This window comes from Hymenobacter nitidus, from assembly GCF_020447315.1.
Lineage (GTDB): Bacteria > Bacteroidota > Bacteroidia > Cytophagales > Hymenobacteraceae > Hymenobacter > Hymenobacter nitidus.
In genome coordinates, this window is the sequence record NZ_JAJADQ010000008.1 from 181,520 (window position 1) to 202,970 (window position 21,451).

Consider the following 21,451-nt stretch of genomic DNA (forward strand, 5'->3'; position numbering starts at 1 on the left):
AGCGGCGGCAACAGCCTTAATATTTGTAGAGGGAGTTGTCGAGCAGGCCGTTGGTGAACAGCTGCAGGCAGGCCTTCAGCTCGTCGCCGTACTGCTTGAGCTTGCGCGGGTCAGGATTCCGGAGCGGCTCGGCCGGCATGCTGTGGGTTTGGTAGGGGTAGAGGCGCACCTCGTTGGTGGCCGTCAGCTCCGTCACGAAGTCGCGGTGCACCAGAAAGTGGGAGTTGTCGCGCAGAAAAATGGCCCGCCCCGTGGTGGTCGAATCAAACACCGAATAGCCAAAGGGCAGCAGCTGCTGGTCGGCCCGAATTCCCAGGTAATCCACCACCGTCGGCGTCACGTCGGCCTGCTGGGTGATGCGGTGCACGTCGGCGGCGGGCAGCGGTCCGCCGGGGCGGTAGAGCAGCAGCGGCGTTTTGAAGGAGCCCAGCACGTTCTGGTACTCGGGGCGCAGGGTCTGGGAGGTGTGGTCGGCCAGCAGAATAAACAGCGTGCGGTTAAACCAGGGCTGCTTGGCGGCTTCCTTGAAAAACTGCCCCAGGGCGAAATCGGTGTAGCCGATGGAGGCGTGAATGGGCAGCTCACCGGCCGCGAACTTGCCTTGGTACTTGGCCGGTACCGGGAACGGCTCGTGGGAAGTCAGGGTGAAGACCGTGGACAGGAATGGCTCCTGCTGCTTGCTCAGCTCCCGGGCAAAGTACTGCAGGTAGGGCTCGTCGAAAATGCCCCAGTGCCCGTCGTAATCCGGGCTTTTAGCCCCGCCGGGGTATTCGTTCAGCCCGAAATAGCGCTGCATTCCCGCCATGCCGGCAAAAGTGTTGAAGCCCATCGTACCGTTCTGGGCCCCGTGAAACACGGAGGTAGCGTAGCCGTGGCGGCCCAGCAGCTCACCCAGGCCGTGCAGCTCGTCGGTCTGGAACTTGGAGGTGATAAAGGAGCTTTCCATCAAACCCGGCAAACCCGCCAGCACCGCCGGCAACGCCTCGATGGAGCGGCGCCCGTTGGCGTAATGCTCCCGAAACAGCAGGCCCTTGGCGGCCAGCGAATCGAAGAAGGGTGTGTAGCCCTTGCCGCCATTTTCGATGCCGTTGTATTCGGAGGAAAAGCTTTCCACCAGCAGAATCACCACGTTGTCGCGCGGGGCCGCAGGGCGTGGGGCCGGCTTATGAATGGCCAGTGCCGCCCGCAGTGCCTCAGCCGACGGGAAGTGCTGGCGCCGCTCCAGCGGCTGGTAGCCGAAGCTTTTCTGGAACGTAAAGGTGCTGTTCAGCGCCACGTGCCCCAGAATCGGGGGGGAGGTCTGCATGAAGGCGTGGCCGGTGCGCAGGGGTTTCAATTGCAGGCCGCCCCGGATGCCCAGCACGGTAAGCGCGGCCAGCATCAGCACTTCCAGAACAGGACGGGCAAAGCGCCGGATGGTGCGTGGCTCCTGGGCGTAGTACTCCGCATCCCGGGCCGTGGGCAGTGGATAGAAATACCACAGCAGCCCAAACAGCACGCAAAACGGGAGCAGCAGAAACCAGTAGTGCCCCACCAGCTGCCCGGCCTGCCGCTGAATGTCGCCGGTGATGGTAAATAACTCGTCGGAGGTGCGGCGCCCGATAAACTTGAAGTAGACGCTGTCGATGATGTTGACGGCCAGGGCCGGGGCATTCAGCACTAGGAACACCCCCCGCAGGGCCCGTTGCCAGCTGCGCCCGAATGCCGGTATCAGGGACAGCAGCAAAAACGGCGTATTCAGCAGCAGGATGGCCGAAATATCAAACCGGAAGCCGTGCCAGAACGCCCACAAGACCTGGCTGGTGCTGGCCTCCAGAAATGCTTCCCGATTGGCCAGGTAAAAGCCTAGGCGCAAGAACACGTAGGCCGCCATCAGCAACGAGAGGCGGCGCAGCAGCAGACGCAACAGCGGGGGAATCATGCGGGCGAAGAAACGTTAATCCTGACTGGGCTTGAGGTGAACGCGCTGTCCGCTGGGCAAGTCCTTGATCTGGCGGTAGAAGTCGGCCAGCCAGGCCAGGCGCTCGGCTACGGGCTGCAGCTTCAGGCGCGGCTTGTTGGCGGCCGAGGCAATGCACACCGGCGGGTACAGGCTCAGCAGCTGGCCGGGCTGCAACGCGCCGCCCCGCTGCTGAAAGCCGCGCAACGGCTCCATGCCCAGGGCGTCGAGCGGAAACTTCTCAATGCCGAACAGGAAGTGCTTGAAGTCGACTTCCAGATCGGCTAGTTCGCCAGTTTCGGTGTCCAGAAACAGCACCGCGTCGCCGCGTAGCAGGAACTGGTTGCCCACGCAGTCCTGGGCAAAGGGAATGTCGGTTTCCAGCACGGCCTCGTAGGTGCGCCAGAAGGCCGTGTCGCCCTGCCAAACGGGGTGCAGGGCGTGCCAGGCCGGCTCGCTCACGCAGCCCCGGATATGGAGCCCGCCGAAGTAAGCCACCACGCCGTTCTGCTCGCGCAAAAAAGCCTGCAGGTAGGAGGGAAGCCGGGCAAAGCTTACTAGGTCGGTCAGCTCGCCGCCGGTATACAGAATTCCTTTCATGGAGTACGTTACAAAAAAGCCTTCCCGACGGTTAGATCGGGAAGGCTTGTTTTGCTTAAAACTTAACTTAGGCGTGCGCTGCTTCCAGTACGGAATCCACGCTTACCAGCGGCAGGTTCCAGGCTTCAGCTACACCGGGGTACACCACTTCGCCGTGCACCACGTTCAGGCCCAGGCGCAGCGAGGCGTCGCGGCGGCAGGCTTCCTGCCAGCCCAGGTTGGCCAGCTTTACGGCGTAGGGCAGCGTAGCGTTGGTCAGCGCCAGGGTAGAGGTGTAAGGTACCGCGCCCGGCATGTTGGCCACGCAGTAGTGCACGATGTCGTCGATGATGTAGGTCGGGTTTTCGTGGGTCGTCGGCTTGCAGGTTTCGATGCAGCCGCCCTGGTCCACGGCCACGTCCACGAGCACGGTGCCGGGGCGCATGGTCTTGAGCATGTCGCGGGTAATCAGGTGGGGAGCCTTGGCGCCGGGAATCAGCACGGCGCCCACCACGAGGTCAGCAGTTTTGATGGCTTCGCGGATGTTGTACTCGTTCGAGTACTGCGTCACCACGTTCTTGGGCATGAAGTCGTCCAGCTCGCGCAGACGGGTCAGGCTGATGTCCATGATGGTTACCTGCGCACCTAAGCCAGCGGCTACTTTGGCGGCCTGCGTGCCCACGATGCCACCACCGAGTACTACCACGTTGGCGGGCTTCACGCCGGGTACGCCGCCGAGCAGAATGCCGCGGCCTTTCAGGGGTTTCTCCAGGTACTTGGCGCCTTCCTGCGGAGCCATGCGGCCGGCCACTTCACTCATCGGAATGAGCAGGGGCAGGGCGCGCGAGGGCAGCTCCACGGTTTCGTAGGCGAGGCACACGGCCTTGCGCTCAATCATGGCGTGGGTCAGCTCTTCACCGGAGGCAAAGTGGAAATAGGTGAACAACAGCTGGTTTTCCTTGATGAGCGGGTACTCCGAGGCAATCGGCTCCTTCACCTTCACAATCATTTCAGCCTTGGCATACACTTCCTCGATGGTGGCGAGGATGGTGGCACCGGCCTGCTCATACTCGGCATCCGGAAAACCGCTGCCTTCGCCGGCAGTAGCCTGCACGAATACCTCGTGGCCATGCTTGCGGAATTCGGCTACGCCAGCAGGGGTGAGGCCGACACGGTTTTCGTTGTTTTTGATTTCTTTCGGTACGCCGATGATCATGGCAGAAACTAAGGTGGGGGTGGAGGAATACACTTGCTGAAAACGGCCGCAAAGATACAAAAGAAGCCGGCTTCGATGGGTGTAAAATGCGGCTATTGACAAGGAAGGTTCCGCCGGGTTGCATTAATGGCGAATCAGCCGCCTGCCTTTCTTATCTGTTTACCCTGTCATCCTTCCTCCGGCGCACGCAAAGTGAAGCACGCTGCTCCTCTGGTTTATAAAAGATGAACAAATGCAAAAAGCCCTTTGCCATGTAGTGGCAAAGGGCTTTTTGCATTGAATGAAGTTTGGCAGAACAAGGAAGAAGTCACTTCTTCACGCTCAGCTTCAGACCAGATGACGGTTGAGAAAGAAGCCCTGCTTCCGGTTTATTTAAACGGTACGGCTACGCCACTCTCCTTCACCATGCTGGCCGCGTTCAGGTCGCGCACCACATTGGCTTTCAGCGTGAGCTTGGTGTCGCCGTTCAGGTCGTTGGAGCTGATGGTTACCACATCGGCCATCTTGCCGACCTGGCGCTGGCCGTAAATCAGCTCGATGGTGCTGCTCTGGCCGGCCTTGATGGTTGGAGGCGTGGTTTTGTAGCCCACGCAGTTGCAGCCCGAGGTGAGCGTGCCGAGCACCAGATCCTGTTTGCCCGTGTTCTTCACCGTGAACTTGGCCACTGGCTGCTGGCCGGCTTCCATCTTGCCGAAATCGTGGGTGGTGCGGTCCAGCACCAGGCGGGGCGACTGCGCCAGCTGGGCCGGCGTCAGGGTGGCCTTCACCTCGTCCTTGTTCAGCACGTTGCCTTTGATGGTCAGCACCGAGCTGGGCGTGGCGGCGTTGCTGGTCACGGTCACAGTCTTGTTGAAGATGCCGGGGCGGCCGGCGCTGCTGTACATGGCCTTGATGATGCCGTTCTTGCCGGGCAGCACGGGCGTTTTGGTCCAGTCGGGGGTGGTGCAGCCGCAGCTGGCCTGCACGTTGGCAATGATAATGGGCTGGTTGCCGGTGTTCTTGAACTTAAACTCGTGCGTGGCCATCGTGCCCTCAGCCACGTTGCCGAAGTCGTGCGTTTCTTTCTCGAAGGTCATCACGCCCTGGGCACGCGCCCCCAGCTGAGCCAGGCCGAGCACTGCGGCCAGGAAAAAAGAGACAAGGTTTTTCATAGGAGGAAGTAGAATAAATACGAATCAGGTGAAACAGCCGGCCGCCAGGCTCTCTGTAACCCAAAGATAGACAAAAACGCGCCTGTTGCGTAGGGGTGGCAAAAAGCTGCCTCGTGAAAGCTCGCGCCCAAATCCGTACTTTTGCGGGCCGGCTTCCGTGCGGGCCTTTTCCCACCCGATTTTTCTGCCTCTAATTCCCGCCTACTTCCTTTCTATATGTCCACTGCTGAATCCCTTGTAGCGGCCACGGCCGCCCTTAGCAAAGAAGAATTGCTCCGCGACTACCGCCTGGGCTGGGAAAGCCGGCATGCTTCCCTGGCCGGCCGCAAGGAAGTATTTATGGGCAAGGCCAAGTTCGGTATCTTCGGCGACGGCAAAGAGCTGCCCCAGCTGGCCATGGCCCGCGCCTTTCAGCCCGGCGACTTCCGCTCGGGCTACTACCGCGACCAAACCTTCATGCTGGCCGCCGGCGAGCTGACCCTGCAGCAGTACTTCGCCCAGCTCTACGCCACCCCCGATGCCGAAGCCGAGCCTGCCACCGCCGGCCGCGCCATGAACGGCCACTTCGCCACCCGCCTGCTCGATGAGGACGGCAACTTCAAGAACCTGGCCGAGCTGAAGAACTCCTCGGCCGATATTTCGCCCACCGCCGGCCAGATGCCCCGCCTCGTGGGCCTGGCCTATGCCTCCAAGCTCTACCGCCAAAACCCCGAGCTGCACGAGCTGACGCAGTTTTCGGTGAACGGCAACGAAGTAGCTTTCGGCACCATCGGCAACGCCAGTACCTCGGAAGGCATGTTCTTCGAGGCCATCAATGCGGCCGGCGTACTCCAGATTCCGATGCTGATTTCGGTGTGGGACGACCACTACGGCATCTCCGTTCCCGCCGAATACCAGACCACCAAGCAGAGCATCAGCGAGATTCTGGCCGGCTTCCAGCGCAACGCGCCCGGCGAGCAGGGCTTCGAAATCTTCGTGGTCAAAGGCTGGGACTACCCGGCCCTGGTCGATACCTACCAGCGGGCCGCCGAGGTGTGCCGCCGCGAGCATGTGCCCGTGCTGATTCACGTGACGGAAGTAACCCAGCCCCAGGGCCATTCCACCTCCGGCTCGCACGAGCGCTACAAGAGCAAGGAGCGCCTGAGCTGGGAGGAAGAGCACGACTGCCTGCGCAAAATGCGGGAGTGGGTGCTCAGCGAAGGCTACGCCACGGCCGAAGAGCTCGACCAGATTGAGAACGAAGCCAAAGACCTGGTGAAAAAGGCCCGCGTGGCCGCCTGGGATGCCTTCTTCAACCCCATCAAGCAGGACCGCGACGAAGCCGTGGCACTGCTGGAAAAGCTGGTAGCCGAAACCGGGGAGGAAAACGCCCTGCACGAGATGGTGGAGCTGCTGCGCCACAACCCGACGCCCATTCGGGCCGACATTGTGCGCACGGTGAAGCGGGCCTTGCGCTTCGTGCGCGACAAGCGCCGCAGCGCCGCCCGCCAGGAACTGAAAGACTATCTGGAGCAGGCTCTGGCCGAAAACGCCGACCGGTATAACTCCTACCTGTTCAGCCAGAGCGAGCAGGCCGCGTTGAATATCGAAGTCGTGCCGGCCGAGTTTGCCGCCGATACGCCCCAGGTGGATGGCCGGGAAGTGCTGCAGGCCTGCTTCGAGGCCAACTTCCGTCGCGACCCGACCATTTTCGCCATTGGCGAGGATGTGGGCAAGATTGGCGACGTAAACCAGGCCTTTGCCGGTCTGCAGGAGAAATTCGGCGAGCTGCGCGTTACCGACACCGGCATCCGGGAGTGCACCATCATCGGGCAGGGCATCGGGGCGGCGCTACGGGGCCTGCGTCCCATTACCGAAATTCAGTACCTGGACTATTTGCTCTACGCTATCCAGATTCTGAGCGACGACGTGGCCTGCCTGCAGTACCGCACCAAAGGCGGCCAGAAAGCCCCGCTGATTGTGCGCACCCGCGGCCACCGGCTGGAAGGCATCTGGCACTCCGGCTCGCCCATCGGCATGATTCTGAGCAGCATCCGCGGTATGCATGTACTAGTGCCCCGCGACATGACCCAGGCGGCCGGCTTCTACAACACGCTGTTGCGCTCCGACGAGCCTGCACTGGTGATTGAGTGCCTGAACGGCTACCGTCTCAAAGAGCGGATTCCGCAGAACGTCGGCGAATTCACGGTGCCCCTGGGCGTGCCCGAAATCCTGCGCGAAGGCCAGGACGTGACCATCGTGACCTACGGCTCGATGTGCCGCATTGTGCAGGACGCCGCCAAGCAGCTGGCCGAAGTTGGTATCTCAGCGGAAATTATTGATGTGCAGTCCTTGCTGCCCTTCGACGTGGAGCACATCATTGCCGACAGCCTGCGCAAAACCAACCGCGTGCTGTTTGCCGACGAAGACGTGCCCGGTGGGGCCACGGCCTACATGATGCAGCACGTGCTGGATGAGCAACTGGGCTACCGCTTCCTCGACTCGCAGCCCCGCTGCCTGGCCGCGCAGGCCCACCGCCCGCCCTACGGCTCCGACGGCGACTATTTCTCGAAGCCCAACGCCGAGGATGTATTCGATGCCGTGTACGAGCTGATGCACGAGGCTGACCCCAAGCGTTTTCCGGCTATTTATTAGCCACGCAAACACAAAAATGCCGGCCGGACGCGTCTGCATCCGGCCGGCATTTTCGTGTGGGCTCCCGCCGAAGCTAGCGGGGCTGCACGATGTAGCTCGACGTGGTAATCTTGTTGCTCTCGTTCAGGGCGCGGTCCATGATGCTGACCTCAAAGCGCAATTCCTCGCCGGGGAAAAACGGGCTGCCCAGCGTCAGGGGCAGTGTGAAGGTGATGCTGCCTTTCAGCGGCCCGGTTTTCCCATCAGGGCTGAAAAGGCGCGGATAGCGGCTGCTATACCCTTGTGTGCTACCACTTTCGTAGGGAACAAATTCTGCAGTCGGACTACTACGGCGAAAGGCTTTGATAAAGTAATTATCAGTCGTGCGGTTGTAGTTGCCGTTGGCGTCGCGCGGGTTGTAGGGGGCGCTTAGCTCGTCGGGTTCCAGGCCCAGGTCGCCATTGCCGTCGGTGAAGTCAACGGTTATTTTCACCGAATCAATCGGGACGAAAACCCCGCCGGGCGCGTTGCGCTCTACCCGTAGCTCCTTGAACTCGATACGGGGCGCGTCGGGATAGTCCGGGGCCTCGATGCAGGAGGGGAGCAGGCCGGCTGTTGCAGCCAGGGCCGCCGCGGTTCCAATCTTAAGAGTACGAAACATGGTCATAGCAAGCAGCAATAGAGGGCGTAAACGGGAGCTGAATCCTGCGGAGGAAGGTACAACTTCTCAACGAAGAGCCACCGCGTTTGTTATACTAATTCGCTAACCACGCCACCATTCAATGAGTTTCCGCGACACCTACCTGCCGGCACTTTCCGCTGTTTCGGCCACCTCGTTCGAGGCCCTGGCCCTGCAGCTGTTCCGGCACCAGGCCCGGCATTGCCCGCCCTACCAGCAGTGGCTGCACCAGCTGGGCTGCCAGCCCGATGCGGTGCAGCAGCTGACCGATATTCCGTTTCTGCCCATCGAGTTTTTCAAAACCCACGAAGTACGCACCGAGCCCGCGGCCTGGGAGCCGCAGGAGGTGTTTCTGAGCAGCGGCACCACTCAGCAGCAGCGCAGCCGCCACCTGTTGCGCGACCCGCAACTCTACCGCCGGAATGCCGCCCGCATCTTCGAGCAGGTGTATGGCCGCCCGCTTACCGGCTGGACGTTTCTGGCCCTGCTGCCCTCGTACTTGGAGCAGGGCCAGTCATCGTTGGTGGCCATGGTCGATTACTTCGCCCGGCAGTCGGGGCAAACCCAGCCCGCCTTCTTCCTGCACGACCACGCCGCCCTGCTGCAAGCTCTGGCCGAGGCTAAACGGGATACGACGCGGCGCGTCATGCTCATTGGCGTGTCTTATGCGTTGCTGGACTTGGTAGCTGAGTATGGGGCCGCGCCCGAATTGCAGAACCTGACGGTGCTCGAAACCGGCGGGATGAAAGGCCGCCGCCGCGAAATGATTCGGGAGGAGCTGCACGCCGAGCTGCAGCAGGCTTTCGGGCCCGCCGGTATTCATTCCGAGTACGGCATGACGGAGCTGCTCTCCCAGGCCTACAGCCTCGGCGACGGCCGTTTTCACTGTCCGGCTCCGCTGCGCATCCTGCTGCGCGACCCTGCCGACCCGTTCTCGGTATCCACCACGCGCCCCGACGGCGGCATCAACGTCATCGACCTGGCCAACGTGGATTCCTGCGCATTTATCGAAACCAAGGACCTGGCCCGCCAGTACTCCGACGGCTCGTTTGAGGTGTTGGGCCGCCTGGACAACTCGGACGTGCGCGGCTGTAATCAGATGGTGTAACCTCACTCCCGGCCCCTCTTCTTGAGGAGAGGGGAGCCTGATGGCGCAACATAATAAAGGCCTCCACTGTGCAGCGGAGGCCTTTATTGATATTATTGAGCGTTATGAAACAGGAAGTGTCAGTTCAATAAACCAACCTAACTCCCTATAACGATGTCGAAAGGCTTCCCTCTCTCAAGGACTCTGTGCATAAAGCAGAGCCGGGCCGGGGGGAGGTTACTTCCCGGCAAAGGCCCGGGCGTCGGCTTCGGTGATGGTTTCGTCGCTCATGATGATGAGGCGCTCGACCACGTTGCGCAGCTCCCGGATGTTGCCGCGCCAGTCGAGGGCTTTGAGGTAGTCGAGGGCGGCCTGGTCGATTTTCTTGGGCTTGTCGCCGTAGTCGCGGGCAATATCCTGCAGGAAGCGCTGCACCAGGTCGGCAATATCGTCGCGCCGGTCGTTCAGGGCCGGTACTTTGATCAGGATGACCGAGAGGCGGTGGTAAAGGTCTTCGCGGAAATTACGGTCGGCAATTTCCTGCTGCAGATCCTTGTTGGTAGCGGCAATCACGCGCACGTTCACCGAAATTTCCTTCTCGCCGCCCACGCGGGTAATCTTGTTTTCCTGCAGGGCGCGCAGCACCTTGGCCTGGGCTGAGAGGCTCATGTCGCCGATTTCGTCCAGGAACAGCGTGCCGCCGTCGGCCTGCTCAAACTTGCCGATGCGCTGCTTCACGGCCGAGGTAAACGACCCTTTCTCGTGACCAAACAGCTCTGATTCGATCAGCTCGGAGGGAATGGCGGCGCAGTTGACTTCCACCATGGGCCCGTTGGCGCGGTTGCTGAGCTCGTGCAGGTTGCGGGCTACCATTTCCTTGCCCGCGCCGTTGGGGCCCGTAATCAGCACCCGGGCGTCGGTGGGGGCTACTTTGGCAATCTGCTTGCGCACGGCTTCCAGCTCGGCCGAGGAGCCAATCATTTCCGAGCTTTTGGCAATCTTCTTTTTCAGCGTCTTGGTTTCGGTCACCAGCTTGGTGCGGTCCAGGGCGTTGCGCACCGTTACCAGCAGCCGGTTCAGATCCGGCGGCTTCTGGATGAAGTCGAACGCGCCTTTCTTGGTGGCATCCACGGCCGTATCGATGTTGCCGTGGGCCGACACCATGATGAAGGCGGCGTCGGGAGAGGCAATCTGGGCACGCTCCAGCACTTCAATGCCGTCCATCTTGGGCATTTTGATGTCGCAGAGCACCACGTCGTACTTGTTCTTGATCAGCATGTCGAGGCCGGTGGGGCCGTCCTCGGCCTGGTCGACGGTGTAGCTCTCGTACTCCAGAATCTCCTTGAGAGTATTCCGAATGGCCTTTTCGTCGTCAATTATCAGGATTCTGGGCATAAGGTTGGAACAGGTGTAGGCAGCGAATGTAACGAAAAGTGTGAGCCGCACAGTGTGGGCCTACGCGAAAAAGGCCGGGCCGCTACGGTTGCGGAGCACGGAAACATTTGTTTCTGTGCTCCGCAACCGTAGCGGCGTCTAAAAACGATTGTTTCTAAGCTCTGCTACGGTTGCGGAGCATAAAACCATTTGTTTCCGAGCCCTGCAACCGTTGCGGGGCTCAGAAACAAATGGTTTTGAGCCCTGTTCCGGTTGCGGGGCATAAAAACAAATGGATCTGGTCTGCGCGGCATCTCTACGAGATTCGCGTAGCCGCACTACACACCAAAACGGCCGCCGCACCCGAAGCTGCGGCGGCCGTCTGAAGCCGGTGATGAGTCTGTAAGCCGGGTTTTGTCCGCCCCTGCGAGCAGGAGCGGCCCCACCATTTATCTAGGCCAGTCCTCGCGGAAAGGCTCCATCAACCTACCCGCTGGCGCCGGACGAGCCGCCCGGTGCAGGCCTTGCGGCTTGCGTACCAGCTTATTTGGTCTTTCAACCCCTGAGGTTTACCCAGCCGGCGTGGTTGCCCAGCCGCTGGTGCGCTCTTACCGCACCTTTTCACCCTTACCGGCCGCCCGAGGGCGACGTAGGCGGTACTTTTCTGTGGCACTGGCTGTCCTGGTTTGCTTTACGCGTGCCAGTCCTTCCCGTTAGGAAGCAGGGTGCTCTGCGTTGCCCGGACTTTCCTCGTCGCCGGAGTTGCCTCCCTTGCCGCGGTGGGGCGACCCATCACTGGGGCAAAGGTAGGGGTTAATAGTTGCTTTCTTCTTCCCCTTCCTCTTCTGGTGTATAAGGATGAAATTGAGTAAGGCTGAGACCTGCTCCTATTTCACCTAAAAGCTTCAATAATTCATTTGGGAACTGATCTTCCTGTAAATAGTCATTAGACATCCTGGTATGGATACAGAAGCAAAAAACATATTCACTGTCAGGCAAACTTGCTTTTAAATCCCCTAAGAGCTTTAGGTCATGCTTATGCTTCTTTATGAAAGCTATTGCATCCTCAATCTGCTGCTGGAAGGAATCGAAATCAGCTTTGCTATAGGTAATTAGGAAGCCTGAATTTGAATAAGGAGGGCCGCCTACATAAAGTGGCTCGCCTTGCTTATGAATCTCTTCTAACTCAAGTTCAAGTCCTCCCCTCAAGGATTCGACATCAAAATTAGTAGCTGAGAACTGAAGGTTGCGGGACATAGGATAGAAAGTGGAAGCCCGAAATTACTTCGCTTCCCACACGTTATTTGCCTTGTTATTATCCGGGGTGTAGGTGTGACCCAGCACTACTTTCTTCACGGCTTTTTTGCCGTCCAGCGGCACCGTGACGGTCTTGCTGCCGTCCTGCCACACGGCAATGGTGCGGTGCAGCTTCTGGGTGGAGTTGTCGGCGAAGGTCACGGTCAGGTCTACCGGCACGGGCTTGCTGCCTTTGGCTTCCACGATGATGCTTTGCTGGGTTACGCTTTGCAGGGCCAGGTCGGGGTGGCCGGCGTCGAAAAACCAGCGTTGCCAGAACCAGTTCAGATTTTGGCCCGCGCCCTCGTTCATCGAGTTGAAGAAGTCGTAGGGCATCGGGTGCTTGCCGTTCCAGTTGCGGATGTAGGTGTGCAGGGCCTTGGTGAACAGCTCGTCGCCGAGCAAATCCCGCACGTAGTAGTAGCCCATGGCGGGCTTGGGGTAGGAGTTGAGGAAGAAGGGCGTACCGTTCTGCTGGGTGGTGAGCGTGACGATGGGCAGGTCGTTTTCCGAGTCGGCGGCGCGGGCGTAGGGCTCCACGCCGTAGTCGTCCACCAGCTTGGGGTCGATAATGCCGGAGATAATCCACTCGCCGATGGTGGCCCAGCCCTCGTCCATCCAGGCGTACTTGGTTTCGTTCACGCCCATGTAGAACGGGAACATCGTGTGGAAAATCTCGTGGTCGGTGAGGGTAATGGCGTCCTCGCGGGTGGCCACCGGGTTGTCGTTCACCATCATCGGGTACTCCATCTGGTCGAGGCCGTCGAAGATGGTTTCGTGGGCGTAGGGGAAGGGCCACTTGGGGAAGGTGTAGCTCATGGCCTCCACCGTTTTGCGGGCGAAATGCACCACTTCCTTATAGTCCTTGTGCTTGGTGTTGTACACGGCATCCACGCGGGTGCGGCGCTTGGTGGCCGGGTCTACCAGCACACTGGTCGATTCCCAGACGTAGTGGTCGGCGGTGGCAAACACGAAGTCCGTCACGTTCTGGGCCTCAAACAGCCAGGTGTTCTGGGCGCTGGCGGCCGTAATGTCCTGGCGCTTGAGGTCAGCTTCGTCGATGATGTGCACCACGGCGTCGTTCTGCTCGGCGTCGGCCAGGCGCTTGGCGTACTTTTTCGTGAGCACCTTGTCGGCGTTTTTCAGGTCGCCGGTGGCCCATACCACAAAGTTGCGGGGCACGGTAATGGCCGCCTTGAAGTTGGCGAAGTCGTTGTAGAACTCCTGCGAGCCGTTGTAGGCGAAGCGGTTCCAGCCGTCAATGTCGTCGTAAACGGCGATGCGCGGAAAAAAGTAGGCGACAAAGGCCGCGCCGGGCTCAATCTCGCCGGTGCGCATGTGGGAGCCTTTGTTCAGGGTGTAGGAGTAGGTAATGGCGACTTTGGCCGTTTGCTTCGGTCCCAGGCCCTTGATGGGTACCGGCATATTGGTGGCGTCGATGCGCAGCTTTTGCACGTCGAAGGCCTGCCCGTTGATGCTCAGGGCCGAAATCTTCACCCCGTCGTGGATGTCCTCGGGCGAAAACGTGGAGGAGCGGGGGGCGCCTTTCTGGTAGAGGTTGGGGTAGAGCTTAAACCAGAGCTGGCGCAGGGAATCGGGGCTGTTGTTGACGTAGCTAATGTTCACGGTGCCGGCCACCACGCGGCTCTGGGGCTCGAAGCTGACCTTGATATCGTAGTCGGCCGTGTTCTGCCAGTACTTCGGGCCGGGCTGCCCATTAGCGGCACGGGTGCCCTGGGCGTAGGTCTTTTGCAGGTTCAGCGGAATGGGCAGGGGCTGCTGGGCAAGGGCCACGGTGCCGAGCAGCAACAGGCAGGCGGTGGCGAGAAACTGGGGAAACGGTAGGCGCATAAAAGGCAGAAGGTTTCTGCAAAGTAACGAGGATGGGCGCAGGGCTGCGTGAAGCATTAATGGGGGTCAGGCTTTCCTATCCCTCTGTTGGCAGCAATAGGGTAATCCACGGTGGCAAGTCTGCCGATGTTGTAACAATTTCCCTTGTAACAAAAAGAAATTGTTACAAGGGAAATTGTTACAACATCGGGAAAAGGCAGGCGCGGCTACCTGCTGGAAGCCAGCTCGCCGGCCACGACCAGATTTTCGGGTCGCAATTCCTTTTCCCCGCTCCAGCGGTAGGCTACCAGCTCGCCGCCCCGGGCCACGCTGTAGTCGAGACACACGGCGTGGGGGCGTAGCACCTGCGGAGTGCCGCGCAGCCAGTAGTGCCCGAAAAACACCGGCGTTTCCTCGGCGTAGTGGTAGGCATCGGGCAGGCTGGCGTGGTCGACGGGGTGGGGGTCGAGGGCCGGAATCCGCTCCAGGTAGTAGTCGGCGTAGGTGCAGCTTTGGGGGTTGCACCACCAGCGGATACGCATTTTGGTACGCTCATTCCGGTCTTTGTCGTGGAAGCTCAGGCCCGGCGGCAGGGTAATTTCCTTGCCCTTGAGCGTTTCCTCAATGGCGTGGTACTCGGGGGTGCGGCGGTCGGCGGCGCGCAGCAGCACCGCATCGGTCAGGCAGCCGTTGGTCAGCACCGAGTTCAGGAAGTCGATGTGGCGCGGGTCCCAGCAGGCGTGCACCACGCGCAGCTGGCCCAGGTCCAAAAACAGGGGCAGGGTCTTAAACCACTGAATGTAGTCCTGCCACTCCTGGTACAGCTCCCGGCCGTTGAACTCCTCGATGGTGCGCAGGTGCTGCAGGATGTTGCGCGGCATATGGGGCCGCAGGTGGCCGCCCTGCGGGTGCGGTTCATAGAAGCAGATGGCGTTGTACTCGTGGTTGCCCATTACGGCCCGGGCCGCGCCCCCATCAACCATAGCCCGCACAATCTGCAATGTCTCCCGGATCTTGGGGCCGCGGTCCACGAAATCACCCACGAAGATAACCTGGCGCGAGGGGTGGCGGTACACGCCGTGCTGGTCGGTGTAGCCCAGCTTGGCCAGCAGCTGGCGCAGCTCGTCGGCATGGCCGTGAATGTCGCCGATAAGATCGTACATAAGGCAGTGAATAAGTAAAAAGCTGTCGTCCTGGGCCTGCGAAGGGTCTTATGGGATACGAACGACTGACGTAACAACGACTCGTGCTCGCATGATAAGGCCCTTCACAAAGCTCAGGATGAGAGACGAAACGGGAAAGATAAAAGCTACAGCTCCCCGCGCACCTGTTCCAGAATCTGGCGCCAGTACTTCAGGAACAGCATGTGGCCCTCGCCGGGCAGCATGCGCAGGGTGGCGTGGGGCAGGCGGGAAGCCAGGTACTGAATAGGCGCGGGGTGCCAGATAAAGTCATCGGTGCCGTGCCAGAGGGTAGTGGGCGCCTGAATGGCGGCCAGCGCAAACTCGGGGCGGCGACACAGGGCGCGGCCGTCGTAATACACGCCCTGGCCGCGGTGGGTGAAGGCGTGCTGGGCCGCGTCGCGCAGCACGATGCGCGACACCGGGTTGTTGGCTTCCTCCTGCTCGGCGGGGCCCAGCATATTCATAAACCGGTCAATCATGCGGTCCGGCTCCAGCGTCCACTGGCGGCTGAGGCGGCGAAACATGGGCTGGGCCAGCCCGGCGGCGTAGTCGTTGAGAAACTTGATGGTTTTCCAGCGCTTCGGCAGGGCCTGGTAGGTTTCGGGTTCACCCAGCGGCAGGCAGGTATTGAGCAGGTGCAGGGCGGCCACGCGCGGGGCAAACAGCGCCGTCTGGGCCTGGGCGTACAGGCCGCCCGCCGACCAGCCCAGCAGGCCCAGGCGCCCCGGAATCTGCAGGGCATCGACGGCAAAAAACACGTCGGCCGCAAACGACTCCAGGGTCATGGCCTTGTGCACATCCGAGCGGCCGGAGCCGGGCCGGTTGGGCGCCAGAATCTGGAGCTGCAGCTGGTCCAGCAGCTCCGCGTTGGGCGGAATGCTCAGGCCCGAGGATGCATAGCCGTGGTGAAACAGCACCGCCGGGTGGGCCGGGTCGCCGTAGCGCAGCACCTCCAGCTGGCGCCCGTCGGGGAGCTTGATAAGAACAGGCTGGGCAAAAACGGCGGGCATGGAGGAAGAAATTCTAATCGACTGTAAAAGCGTCATGCTGAGCTTGCCGAAGTATATCTCCCGCCACAGTAACTAGGATTACTACTGCGGGAAAGATGCTTCGGCAAGCTCAGCATGACAAACGGAAAAAGGAAAGGACGCTACTTCAGGCGTACCAGCGTGGCACCGTAGCCGAACTTCTCCTTCTGGGAGTCCTCGAAGAACTTGATGTCCTTGTTGCGGCTCAGCAGCTTGTGCAGCTCCTTGCGCAGCGTACCGTTGCCGGAGCCGTGGATGTAAATGATTTCGTGCATGTTGGTGGCCAACGCGCGGCTGAGCGTGTCCTCGAAGGCTTCGAGCTGCAGCTTCAGAATGGCCGTGTTGCTCAGCGGCGGCTCGGCTTTGGCCGCTTCAGGGTCCAGGGCCTCCAGGTGCAGGTCTACCTCGTGGGGCGGGGCTACCAGGGCTTTGGCCGGCTCCGGAACGGGGGCCACGGCGGCGGGCTTGGCCGGGGCGTTGCCGCTGAGCTGCTGCTGCAGGGTTTCGGCCAGCTTCTCCGGGGCTACGGCCACCGGCACGGGCGGCTTTTCGTCGAGCTGAAACAAGTAGGCTTCGCGCTGCAGCACGGGCACGGTGGCCTGGCGGCTGGTGTAGAAGCTGTTGGCCTTGAACTGCACCCGCTTGGTGAGCAGCTCGTAGGCCGTCGAGTCGTTCAGCAGGTGGGGAAGCAGCTGGATAACCGGCGCGGGCCACTTGTCGAAGTCCTTCAGGTGCCAGTGGCCCAGGGGCGCGCTCACCGATTTGGCCTTGAGCTTGTCGGCATACAGGGCGCGGTATTTACCCTGCAGCTCTTCGCCGTAGGTGAAGAGTACGTCGCGCTCCGTGTGGTTGATGATGTGCAGGGCCAGCAACTCGGGCGACTGGTGCGTCAGGGCCAGGTAGAGGCCTTTCTGCACTGGGGCGGCTTTGGGCGCGGGCGGAGCCTCGGGGCCTTCGGCTTTTTTAGCGGGGGCCGCCGGGGTAGGGGTGCCCGCGGCTTTGGCCGCTTTGGCGGCCTGTACCGCGCCGTTGGCGGCCATTTTCTTCTCCGCGGCCACGGCACTGGCGCTCAGGCCGAAGGTTTTGGTTTCCTCGGCCGCTACCACCACAATTTCGCGGCGCAGCACGGGAATGGTAAAATCGTTATCAATAGCCACCTCAACCAGCTCGTTATCGAGCAGGCGGGTGACGATGCCTTCTTCGCGGCCGGTCAGTAAACGGACCCGGTCTCCTACGTTCATATCGGAAAGGTTAGTTGCGTGGGTGTTGATGGATAAGGGCTGATGGGGCCGCAGTAGCCGTAAAAACGGCTGAATAAGCGTTGCCGCCTGCCACCGCCCTCAGCCAGGGCCAGGCTGCAAGGTACGCAGAATTGGTCCGTAGCTTTGGGCGGGCCGTAGCCCCGGGAGTAGTCAACACGCCCCGGCGGCCAATTGTGCCCTAGAAGTACAGGCCGTGCAGCACCAGGCCGCGCCGCGAGCTGTATTCCAGGGCCGGGGCCGGCAAATGAAAAATGCTGGCCACGTAAAATACCCGCTTCAGCAGCTTGCTGTGGGTCGGGATGCGGCGCAGGTTCACGTCGAGGCTCAGGTAGTACTGGCGGTAGGAGCGCAAACCCAGCGCGGCATTGGCATCCGGGTCGTTGAACACCATTTCCTGGGCCCCGTAGCCCACGGCCGGCTGCAGCCACTTGGGCCACTTGCTTTCGGGCCGCAGCCAGGCCGCCAGGTCGGCGCAGAGCCAGTAGGTCTGCCCGTTGTAGTCCTTCAGGTGCTGCTCGGCCAGGGACTTGCCCAGCACGTTGGGCCGCAGCTTGGCGTAGCGGGTAGTATGAAACGAGTACTTGGGCATCAGGCGTACCTCGTTCCAGGCCAGCTGCTGGCCGATAAGGGCGGCCGAGCCCAGAAAGTTGGCCGCCAGATCAGTGGCCGACGCGCCGTAGGCCGGGTCGCGGCCGTCGAGCAGCTCGATGGGACTTTGCAGCAGAAAGCCCACGAAGCCGCCGTACCAGGTGGCAGTGCGGTCGGGCACGCCGGCCCAGCGCAGCATATCCACCGCGCCCCGGCTCTGGTGAAACGCGCCCCAGAAGTGCCCTGCCTTATCCAGCTGTTGCCACTCGGGCAGGTCGTCGAACCAGTGAAAGTCGCTGCGCGGGCCCGTGTACCAGCCCTGGTCGAGCACGTAGAGCAGGCCGGTGTAGGTGACGGCCAGGCCTCCGGCCAGCACGGGCAGGCGGCGCAGCAGGCGCGCCGAGTCGGGCGGCGCGGCGCGGGGCAGAGCCGTGGGACGGACGGCCATTGCAGAATCTGCGCTGAGCGGCCCGGCGCCGGGCTGCTGGGCCCGCGCCGGCAGTGCGCTGGTCAGCAGCACGATGAGCCCCAGCAGGCCGGCGCGGAAAAGGGCAGCAAAGACAGGAAACGGAAAGGTCATTCGAAGAGGAAAGCCAGCCACAGCGGTGGGGTGCCAAAGCTACGAACAAATGCCGCCTGCGGACTGCCCGACCCCATAACGAAGGGATAAGCAGGCCGGGGTTTGTCTACGTCAGGATCGTGTTTAACTTGCGTAATATTTTCATGTTTTGCTGGTTTCTGATCTTCCAATAATTCCCACATTCTCAATGAGAAAACTTCGACTCCTGCTGGGGCTGCTTCTGCTCCTGTGCGGCGCCTTCACGACGGCCCAGGCCCAGGTCGTGACGGCCCAGCCCACGTTCTTCCGCGACACGGACCAAGTCACGCTCAGCTTCGATGCCACCCAAGGCAACGCGGCGCTGGCGGGCTTCACCGGCCCGGTCTACATCTGGACCGGCGTTATCACCGACAAAAGCACTTCCAACTCCGACTGGAAGTATGTAAAGAGCCCCTCGTTCGGCCAGCCTGACCCGGCTGCCCTAATGACGCGCAGCACCACCAACCCCAACCTGTACACCATCACCTTCACGCCCCGTACCTTCTACGGCGTGCCCGCAACGGATCAGATTCTGAAGCTGGCCATGATTTTCAAGAGCGGCGACGGCTCGGTAGTCGGCCGCGCGACGGGTGGCGGCGACATTTTCGTTGACGTGGCCCAGGGTGCCCTGTCGGTGCGCATCACGGCGCCGGTAGCCCCGGGCGGCGGCAATCCGCTGTTCGTGAATGCCAACACCCAGATCAGCGTGAGCGGCACGGCTTCGACGGCTTCCACGCTGGCCCTGTACCTGAACAAGACCCTGGTAACCCAGCAGACCAACGCCACCACGCTCAGCGGCACGGTAACGGCCACGCAGCCGGGGCGCAACGTAATTCGCCTGACGGCCACCAGCGGCAGCACCACCGTTTCCGACTCCCTGGTCGTCGTTATCCGCTCGGCGGTGAACGTGGCGGCCTTGCCCGCTGGGGCCAAGGACGGCATCACCTACCTCAACGGCGGCACTTCGGTTATTCTAAACCTGACGGCCCCCGGCAAGCAGTTTGCCTATGTGCTCGGCGAGTTCAACAACTGGCAGCCCACGGAAGCCGGCTACATGAACAAAACGCCCAACGGCAACAACTGGTGGATTCAGATTAACGGTCTGACGCCCGGCCGCGAGTATGGCTACCAGTACCTGGTAGACGGCAACCTGCGCGTGGCCGACCCTTACTCGGAGAAAGTTCTGGACCCCAACAACGACTCGTTTATTCCGGCCGTGACGTACCCCAGCCTGAAGCCGTACCCCACGGGCCTGACTACGGGCATCGTGTCGGTGCTGCAAACCAACCAGACGGCCTACCAGTGGCAGACGACCAACTTTGCCCGCCCGGCCCGCACCGATATGGTGGTGTATGAGCTGCACCTGCGCGACTTCCTGGCCCGCCACGACTACGCCACCCTGCGCGACACGCTCAACTACCTGCAGCGCCTGGGTATCAATACCGTGGAGCTGATGCCCATCAACGAGTTTGAGGGCAACGAAAGCTGGGGCTACAACCCCTCGTTCTACTTCGCCCCCGACAAATACTACGGCACCAAAAACGAGCTGAAGCGCCTCATCGACGAGTGCCACCGCCGCGGTATGGCTGTAGTGCTCGACATGGTGCTGAACCACTCCTTCGGCCAGTCGCCGATGGTGCAGCTCTACTTCCAGGGTGATAAGCCGGCGGCCAACAGCCCCTGGTTTAACCCCGATGCCACGCACCCCTTCAACGTGGGCTACGACTTCAACCACGAAAGTCCCTTCACCAAGTACTTCTCGAAGCGCGTGATGGAGTTCTGGCTGCAGGAATACAAGGTGGATGGCTACCGCTTCGACTTGAGCAAGGGCTTCACCCAGCGCAACACCCCAACCGACGTGGGCGCCTGGGGCAACTTCGACCAGTCGCGCATTGACATCTGGAAGGACTACTACGACTTCATGAAGACCGTAGACCCCAACGTGTACTGCATCCTGGAGCACTTCGCCGACAACACCGAGGAGAAGGTTCTCTCGGACTACGGCATGATGCTGTGGGGCAACATGAGCCACGCCTACAACGAAGCTACGATGGGCTACAACGCCAACTCGGACTTCAGCGGCGTTTATGCCGGGGCCCGCGGCTGGACTACGCCCAACCTGGTCAGCTACATGGAAAGCCACGACGAGGAGCGCCTCATGTTCAAGAACATCACCTACGGCAACCAGACCAACCCCGCCCACAACACGCGCGACCTGAACACGGCCCTGGCCCGCAACGAAGCCGCCGCCGCCTTCTTCTTCACCGTGCCCGGCCCCAAGATGATCTGGCAGTTTGGCGAAGTCGGCTACGACATCAGCATCGACCAGAACGGCCGCGTGGGCAACAAGCCCATCCTCTGGAACTACTACCAGAATGCCAACCGCCGCAAGCTGTATAACACCTACCGGGAGCTGATTGCCCTGAAGAAAACCCAGCCCGTGTTCAAAACCGGCACCTACACCCAGAAGCTGAGCGGCGCTACCAAGTCCATTCACCTCTCGGATGCCAACCTGAAGGTGACCGTCATCGGCAACTTCGACGTGACGGCCCAGCCCATCAACCCCGAGTTCCAGCAAACCGGCAAATGGTACAACTACCTCACCGGCGACTCCATCACCGTGACCAACGCTACGGCCAACATCACGCTGCAGCCCGGCCAGTACGCGGTGTACACCTCGCGCCTGCTCAAGAAATCCACGGTGCTCAGCAACAAGGCCCGCGCCACCGACGCGCTGCGCCTGACGGCCGCCCCGAACCCAACGAGCAGCACGGCCCGCCTGCACTACGAGCTGACGACCCCCGCCGCCGTGACCGTCACGGTGCAGAACCTGCTGGGCGCTACCGTGCGCACCATCAAGGCCACGGCCAAGCAGCCCGCCGGCGCCCACCAGCTGAGCCTGCCCGTGCAGGATCTGGCCAACGGCGTCTACCTCATCCGCCTGAGCACTGGTGAGCAGGTTCAGACCACCCGCCTGGTAGTGCAGCACTAACCGCTGCGCCCAATGCCAACAAAAAGGCCGGCTCC

At 61.3% G+C, this 21,451-nt stretch carries 15 protein-coding genes and 1 other RNA gene; 3 read left to right on the forward strand and 13 right to left on the reverse strand.

Going from position 1 to position 21,451, the window contains the following annotated elements:
- Positions 1 to 16: 16 nt before the first annotated feature.
- From LGH70_RS15920 to LGH70_RS15935, 4 genes are all read right to left on the reverse strand, one after another.
- Entirely contained in the window at positions 17 to 1,921 is a 1,905-nt protein-coding gene (locus tag LGH70_RS15920; protein WP_226187541.1) for an LTA synthase family protein, read from the reverse strand.
- A 15-nt stretch (positions 1,922 to 1,936) separates the two neighbouring features.
- Positions 1,937 to 2,539: an SMI1/KNR4 family protein gene (locus LGH70_RS15925; RefSeq protein WP_226187544.1), complete on the reverse strand. Its 603-nt coding sequence runs from the start codon at positions 2,537 to 2,539 to the stop codon at positions 1,937 to 1,939.
- 67 nt (positions 2,540 to 2,606) lie between these two features.
- A complete protein-coding gene (gene ald, locus LGH70_RS15930) occupies positions 2,607 to 3,734 on the reverse strand; it encodes an alanine dehydrogenase (RefSeq protein WP_226187551.1) in 1,128 nt (375 codons plus the stop codon).
- A gap of 368 nt (positions 3,735 to 4,102) precedes the next feature.
- Positions 4,103 to 4,885, reverse strand: a complete 783-nt coding sequence (locus LGH70_RS15935) for a DUF1573 domain-containing protein (RefSeq protein ID WP_226187554.1) — start codon at positions 4,883 to 4,885, stop codon at positions 4,103 to 4,105.
- A gap of 216 nt (positions 4,886 to 5,101) precedes the next feature.
- Between LGH70_RS15935 and LGH70_RS15940 the strand changes: the two genes are divergently transcribed.
- A complete protein-coding gene (locus LGH70_RS15940; RefSeq protein ID WP_226187557.1) occupies positions 5,102 to 7,519 on the forward strand; it encodes an alpha-ketoacid dehydrogenase subunit alpha/beta in 2,418 nt (805 codons plus the stop codon).
- Between the two features lie 73 nt (positions 7,520 to 7,592).
- On the opposite strand, the gene LGH70_RS15945 is transcribed toward LGH70_RS15940, so the two are convergent.
- A complete protein-coding gene (locus tag LGH70_RS15945) occupies positions 7,593 to 8,159 on the reverse strand; it encodes a hypothetical protein (RefSeq protein WP_226187561.1) in 567 nt (188 codons plus the stop codon).
- Between the two features lie 121 nt (positions 8,160 to 8,280).
- On the opposite strand from LGH70_RS15945, the gene LGH70_RS15950 reads away from it, so the two are divergent.
- Positions 8,281 to 9,285 carry a phenylacetate--CoA ligase family protein gene (locus LGH70_RS15950; RefSeq protein ID WP_226187564.1) on the forward strand — a complete coding sequence of 335 codons (1,005 nt, stop codon included), beginning with the start codon at positions 8,281 to 8,283 and terminating at the stop codon, positions 9,283 to 9,285.
- 216 nt (positions 9,286 to 9,501) lie between these two features.
- On the opposite strand, the gene LGH70_RS15955 is transcribed toward LGH70_RS15950, so the two are convergent.
- From LGH70_RS15955 to LGH70_RS15990, 8 genes are all read right to left on the reverse strand, one after another.
- Positions 9,502 to 10,659, reverse strand: a complete 1,158-nt coding sequence (locus LGH70_RS15955; RefSeq protein WP_226187566.1) for a sigma-54-dependent transcriptional regulator — start codon at positions 10,657 to 10,659, stop codon at positions 9,502 to 9,504.
- Between the two features lie 366 nt (positions 10,660 to 11,025).
- Positions 11,026 to 11,434, reverse strand: an RNA gene (gene rnpB, locus LGH70_RS15960) — RNase P RNA component class A.
- Positions 11,435 to 11,451: 17 nt separating this feature from the next.
- Positions 11,452 to 11,895: a DUF4279 domain-containing protein gene (locus tag LGH70_RS15965; protein ID WP_226187568.1), complete on the reverse strand. Its 444-nt coding sequence runs from the start codon at positions 11,893 to 11,895 to the stop codon at positions 11,452 to 11,454.
- A 24-nt stretch (positions 11,896 to 11,919) separates the two neighbouring features.
- The gene (locus LGH70_RS15970; RefSeq protein WP_226187570.1) at positions 11,920 to 13,785 is read right to left on the reverse strand and encodes a M1 family metallopeptidase; all 1,866 of its coding nucleotides are present in this window, start codon (positions 13,783 to 13,785) and stop codon (positions 11,920 to 11,922) included.
- A gap of 206 nt (positions 13,786 to 13,991) precedes the next feature.
- Complete coding sequence (locus tag LGH70_RS15975) at positions 13,992 to 14,927, reverse strand: metallophosphoesterase (protein ID WP_226187571.1); 936 nt, start codon at positions 14,925 to 14,927, stop codon at positions 13,992 to 13,994.
- A 146-nt stretch (positions 14,928 to 15,073) separates the two neighbouring features.
- Complete coding sequence (locus tag LGH70_RS15980) at positions 15,074 to 15,958, reverse strand: alpha/beta fold hydrolase (protein ID WP_226187572.1); 885 nt, start codon at positions 15,956 to 15,958, stop codon at positions 15,074 to 15,076.
- Positions 15,959 to 16,098: 140 nt separating this feature from the next.
- Positions 16,099 to 17,217 (reverse strand): Smr/MutS family protein, encoded by a 1,119-nt coding sequence (locus LGH70_RS15985; RefSeq protein ID WP_226187573.1) that lies wholly within the window; start codon positions 17,215 to 17,217, stop codon positions 16,099 to 16,101.
- Between the two features lie 199 nt (positions 17,218 to 17,416).
- Positions 17,417 to 18,406: a DUF2279 domain-containing protein gene (locus tag LGH70_RS15990; RefSeq protein WP_226187574.1), complete on the reverse strand. Its 990-nt coding sequence runs from the start codon at positions 18,404 to 18,406 to the stop codon at positions 17,417 to 17,419.
- A 187-nt stretch (positions 18,407 to 18,593) separates the two neighbouring features.
- On the opposite strand from LGH70_RS15990, the gene LGH70_RS15995 reads away from it, so the two are divergent.
- Positions 18,594 to 21,416, forward strand: a complete 2,823-nt coding sequence (locus LGH70_RS15995; protein ID WP_226187576.1) for an alpha-amylase family glycosyl hydrolase — start codon at positions 18,594 to 18,596, stop codon at positions 21,414 to 21,416.
- Positions 21,417 to 21,451 lie beyond the last annotated feature (35 nt).

Bases quoted from the DNA above. Each gene is read 5' to 3' on its own strand.
- LGH70_RS15920 (WP_226187541.1), bottom strand. From the start codon at position 1,921: ATGATTCCCCCGCTGTTGCGTCTGCTGCTGCGCCGCCTCTCGTTGCTG.
- LGH70_RS15925 (WP_226187544.1), bottom strand. From the start codon at position 2,539: ATGAAAGGAATTCTGTATACCGGCGGCGAGCTGACCGACCTAGTAAGC.
- ald (WP_226187551.1), bottom strand. From the start codon at position 3,734: ATGATCATCGGCGTACCGAAAGAAATCAAAAACAACGAAAACCGTGTC.
- LGH70_RS15935 (WP_226187554.1), bottom strand. From the start codon at position 4,885: ATGAAAAACCTTGTCTCTTTTTTCCTGGCCGCAGTGCTCGGCCTGGCT.
- LGH70_RS15940 (WP_226187557.1), top strand. From the start codon at position 5,102: ATGTCCACTGCTGAATCCCTTGTAGCGGCCACGGCCGCCCTTAGCAAA.
- LGH70_RS15945 (WP_226187561.1), bottom strand. From the start codon at position 8,159: ATGTTTCGTACTCTTAAGATTGGAACCGCGGCGGCCCTGGCTGCAACA.
- LGH70_RS15950 (WP_226187564.1), top strand. From the start codon at position 8,281: ATGAGTTTCCGCGACACCTACCTGCCGGCACTTTCCGCTGTTTCGGCC.
- LGH70_RS15955 (WP_226187566.1), bottom strand. From the start codon at position 10,659: ATGCCCAGAATCCTGATAATTGACGACGAAAAGGCCATTCGGAATACT.
- LGH70_RS15965 (WP_226187568.1), bottom strand. From the start codon at position 11,895: ATGTCCCGCAACCTTCAGTTCTCAGCTACTAATTTTGATGTCGAATCC.
- LGH70_RS15970 (WP_226187570.1), bottom strand. From the start codon at position 13,785: ATGCGCCTACCGTTTCCCCAGTTTCTCGCCACCGCCTGCCTGTTGCTG.
- LGH70_RS15975 (WP_226187571.1), bottom strand. From the start codon at position 14,927: ATGTACGATCTTATCGGCGACATTCACGGCCATGCCGACGAGCTGCGC.
- LGH70_RS15980 (WP_226187572.1), bottom strand. From the start codon at position 15,958: ATGCCCGCCGTTTTTGCCCAGCCTGTTCTTATCAAGCTCCCCGACGGG.
- LGH70_RS15985 (WP_226187573.1), bottom strand. From the start codon at position 17,217: ATGAACGTAGGAGACCGGGTCCGTTTACTGACCGGCCGCGAAGAAGGC.
- LGH70_RS15990 (WP_226187574.1), bottom strand. From the start codon at position 18,406: ATGACCTTTCCGTTTCCTGTCTTTGCTGCCCTTTTCCGCGCCGGCCTG.
- LGH70_RS15995 (WP_226187576.1), top strand. From the start codon at position 18,594: ATGAGAAAACTTCGACTCCTGCTGGGGCTGCTTCTGCTCCTGTGCGGC.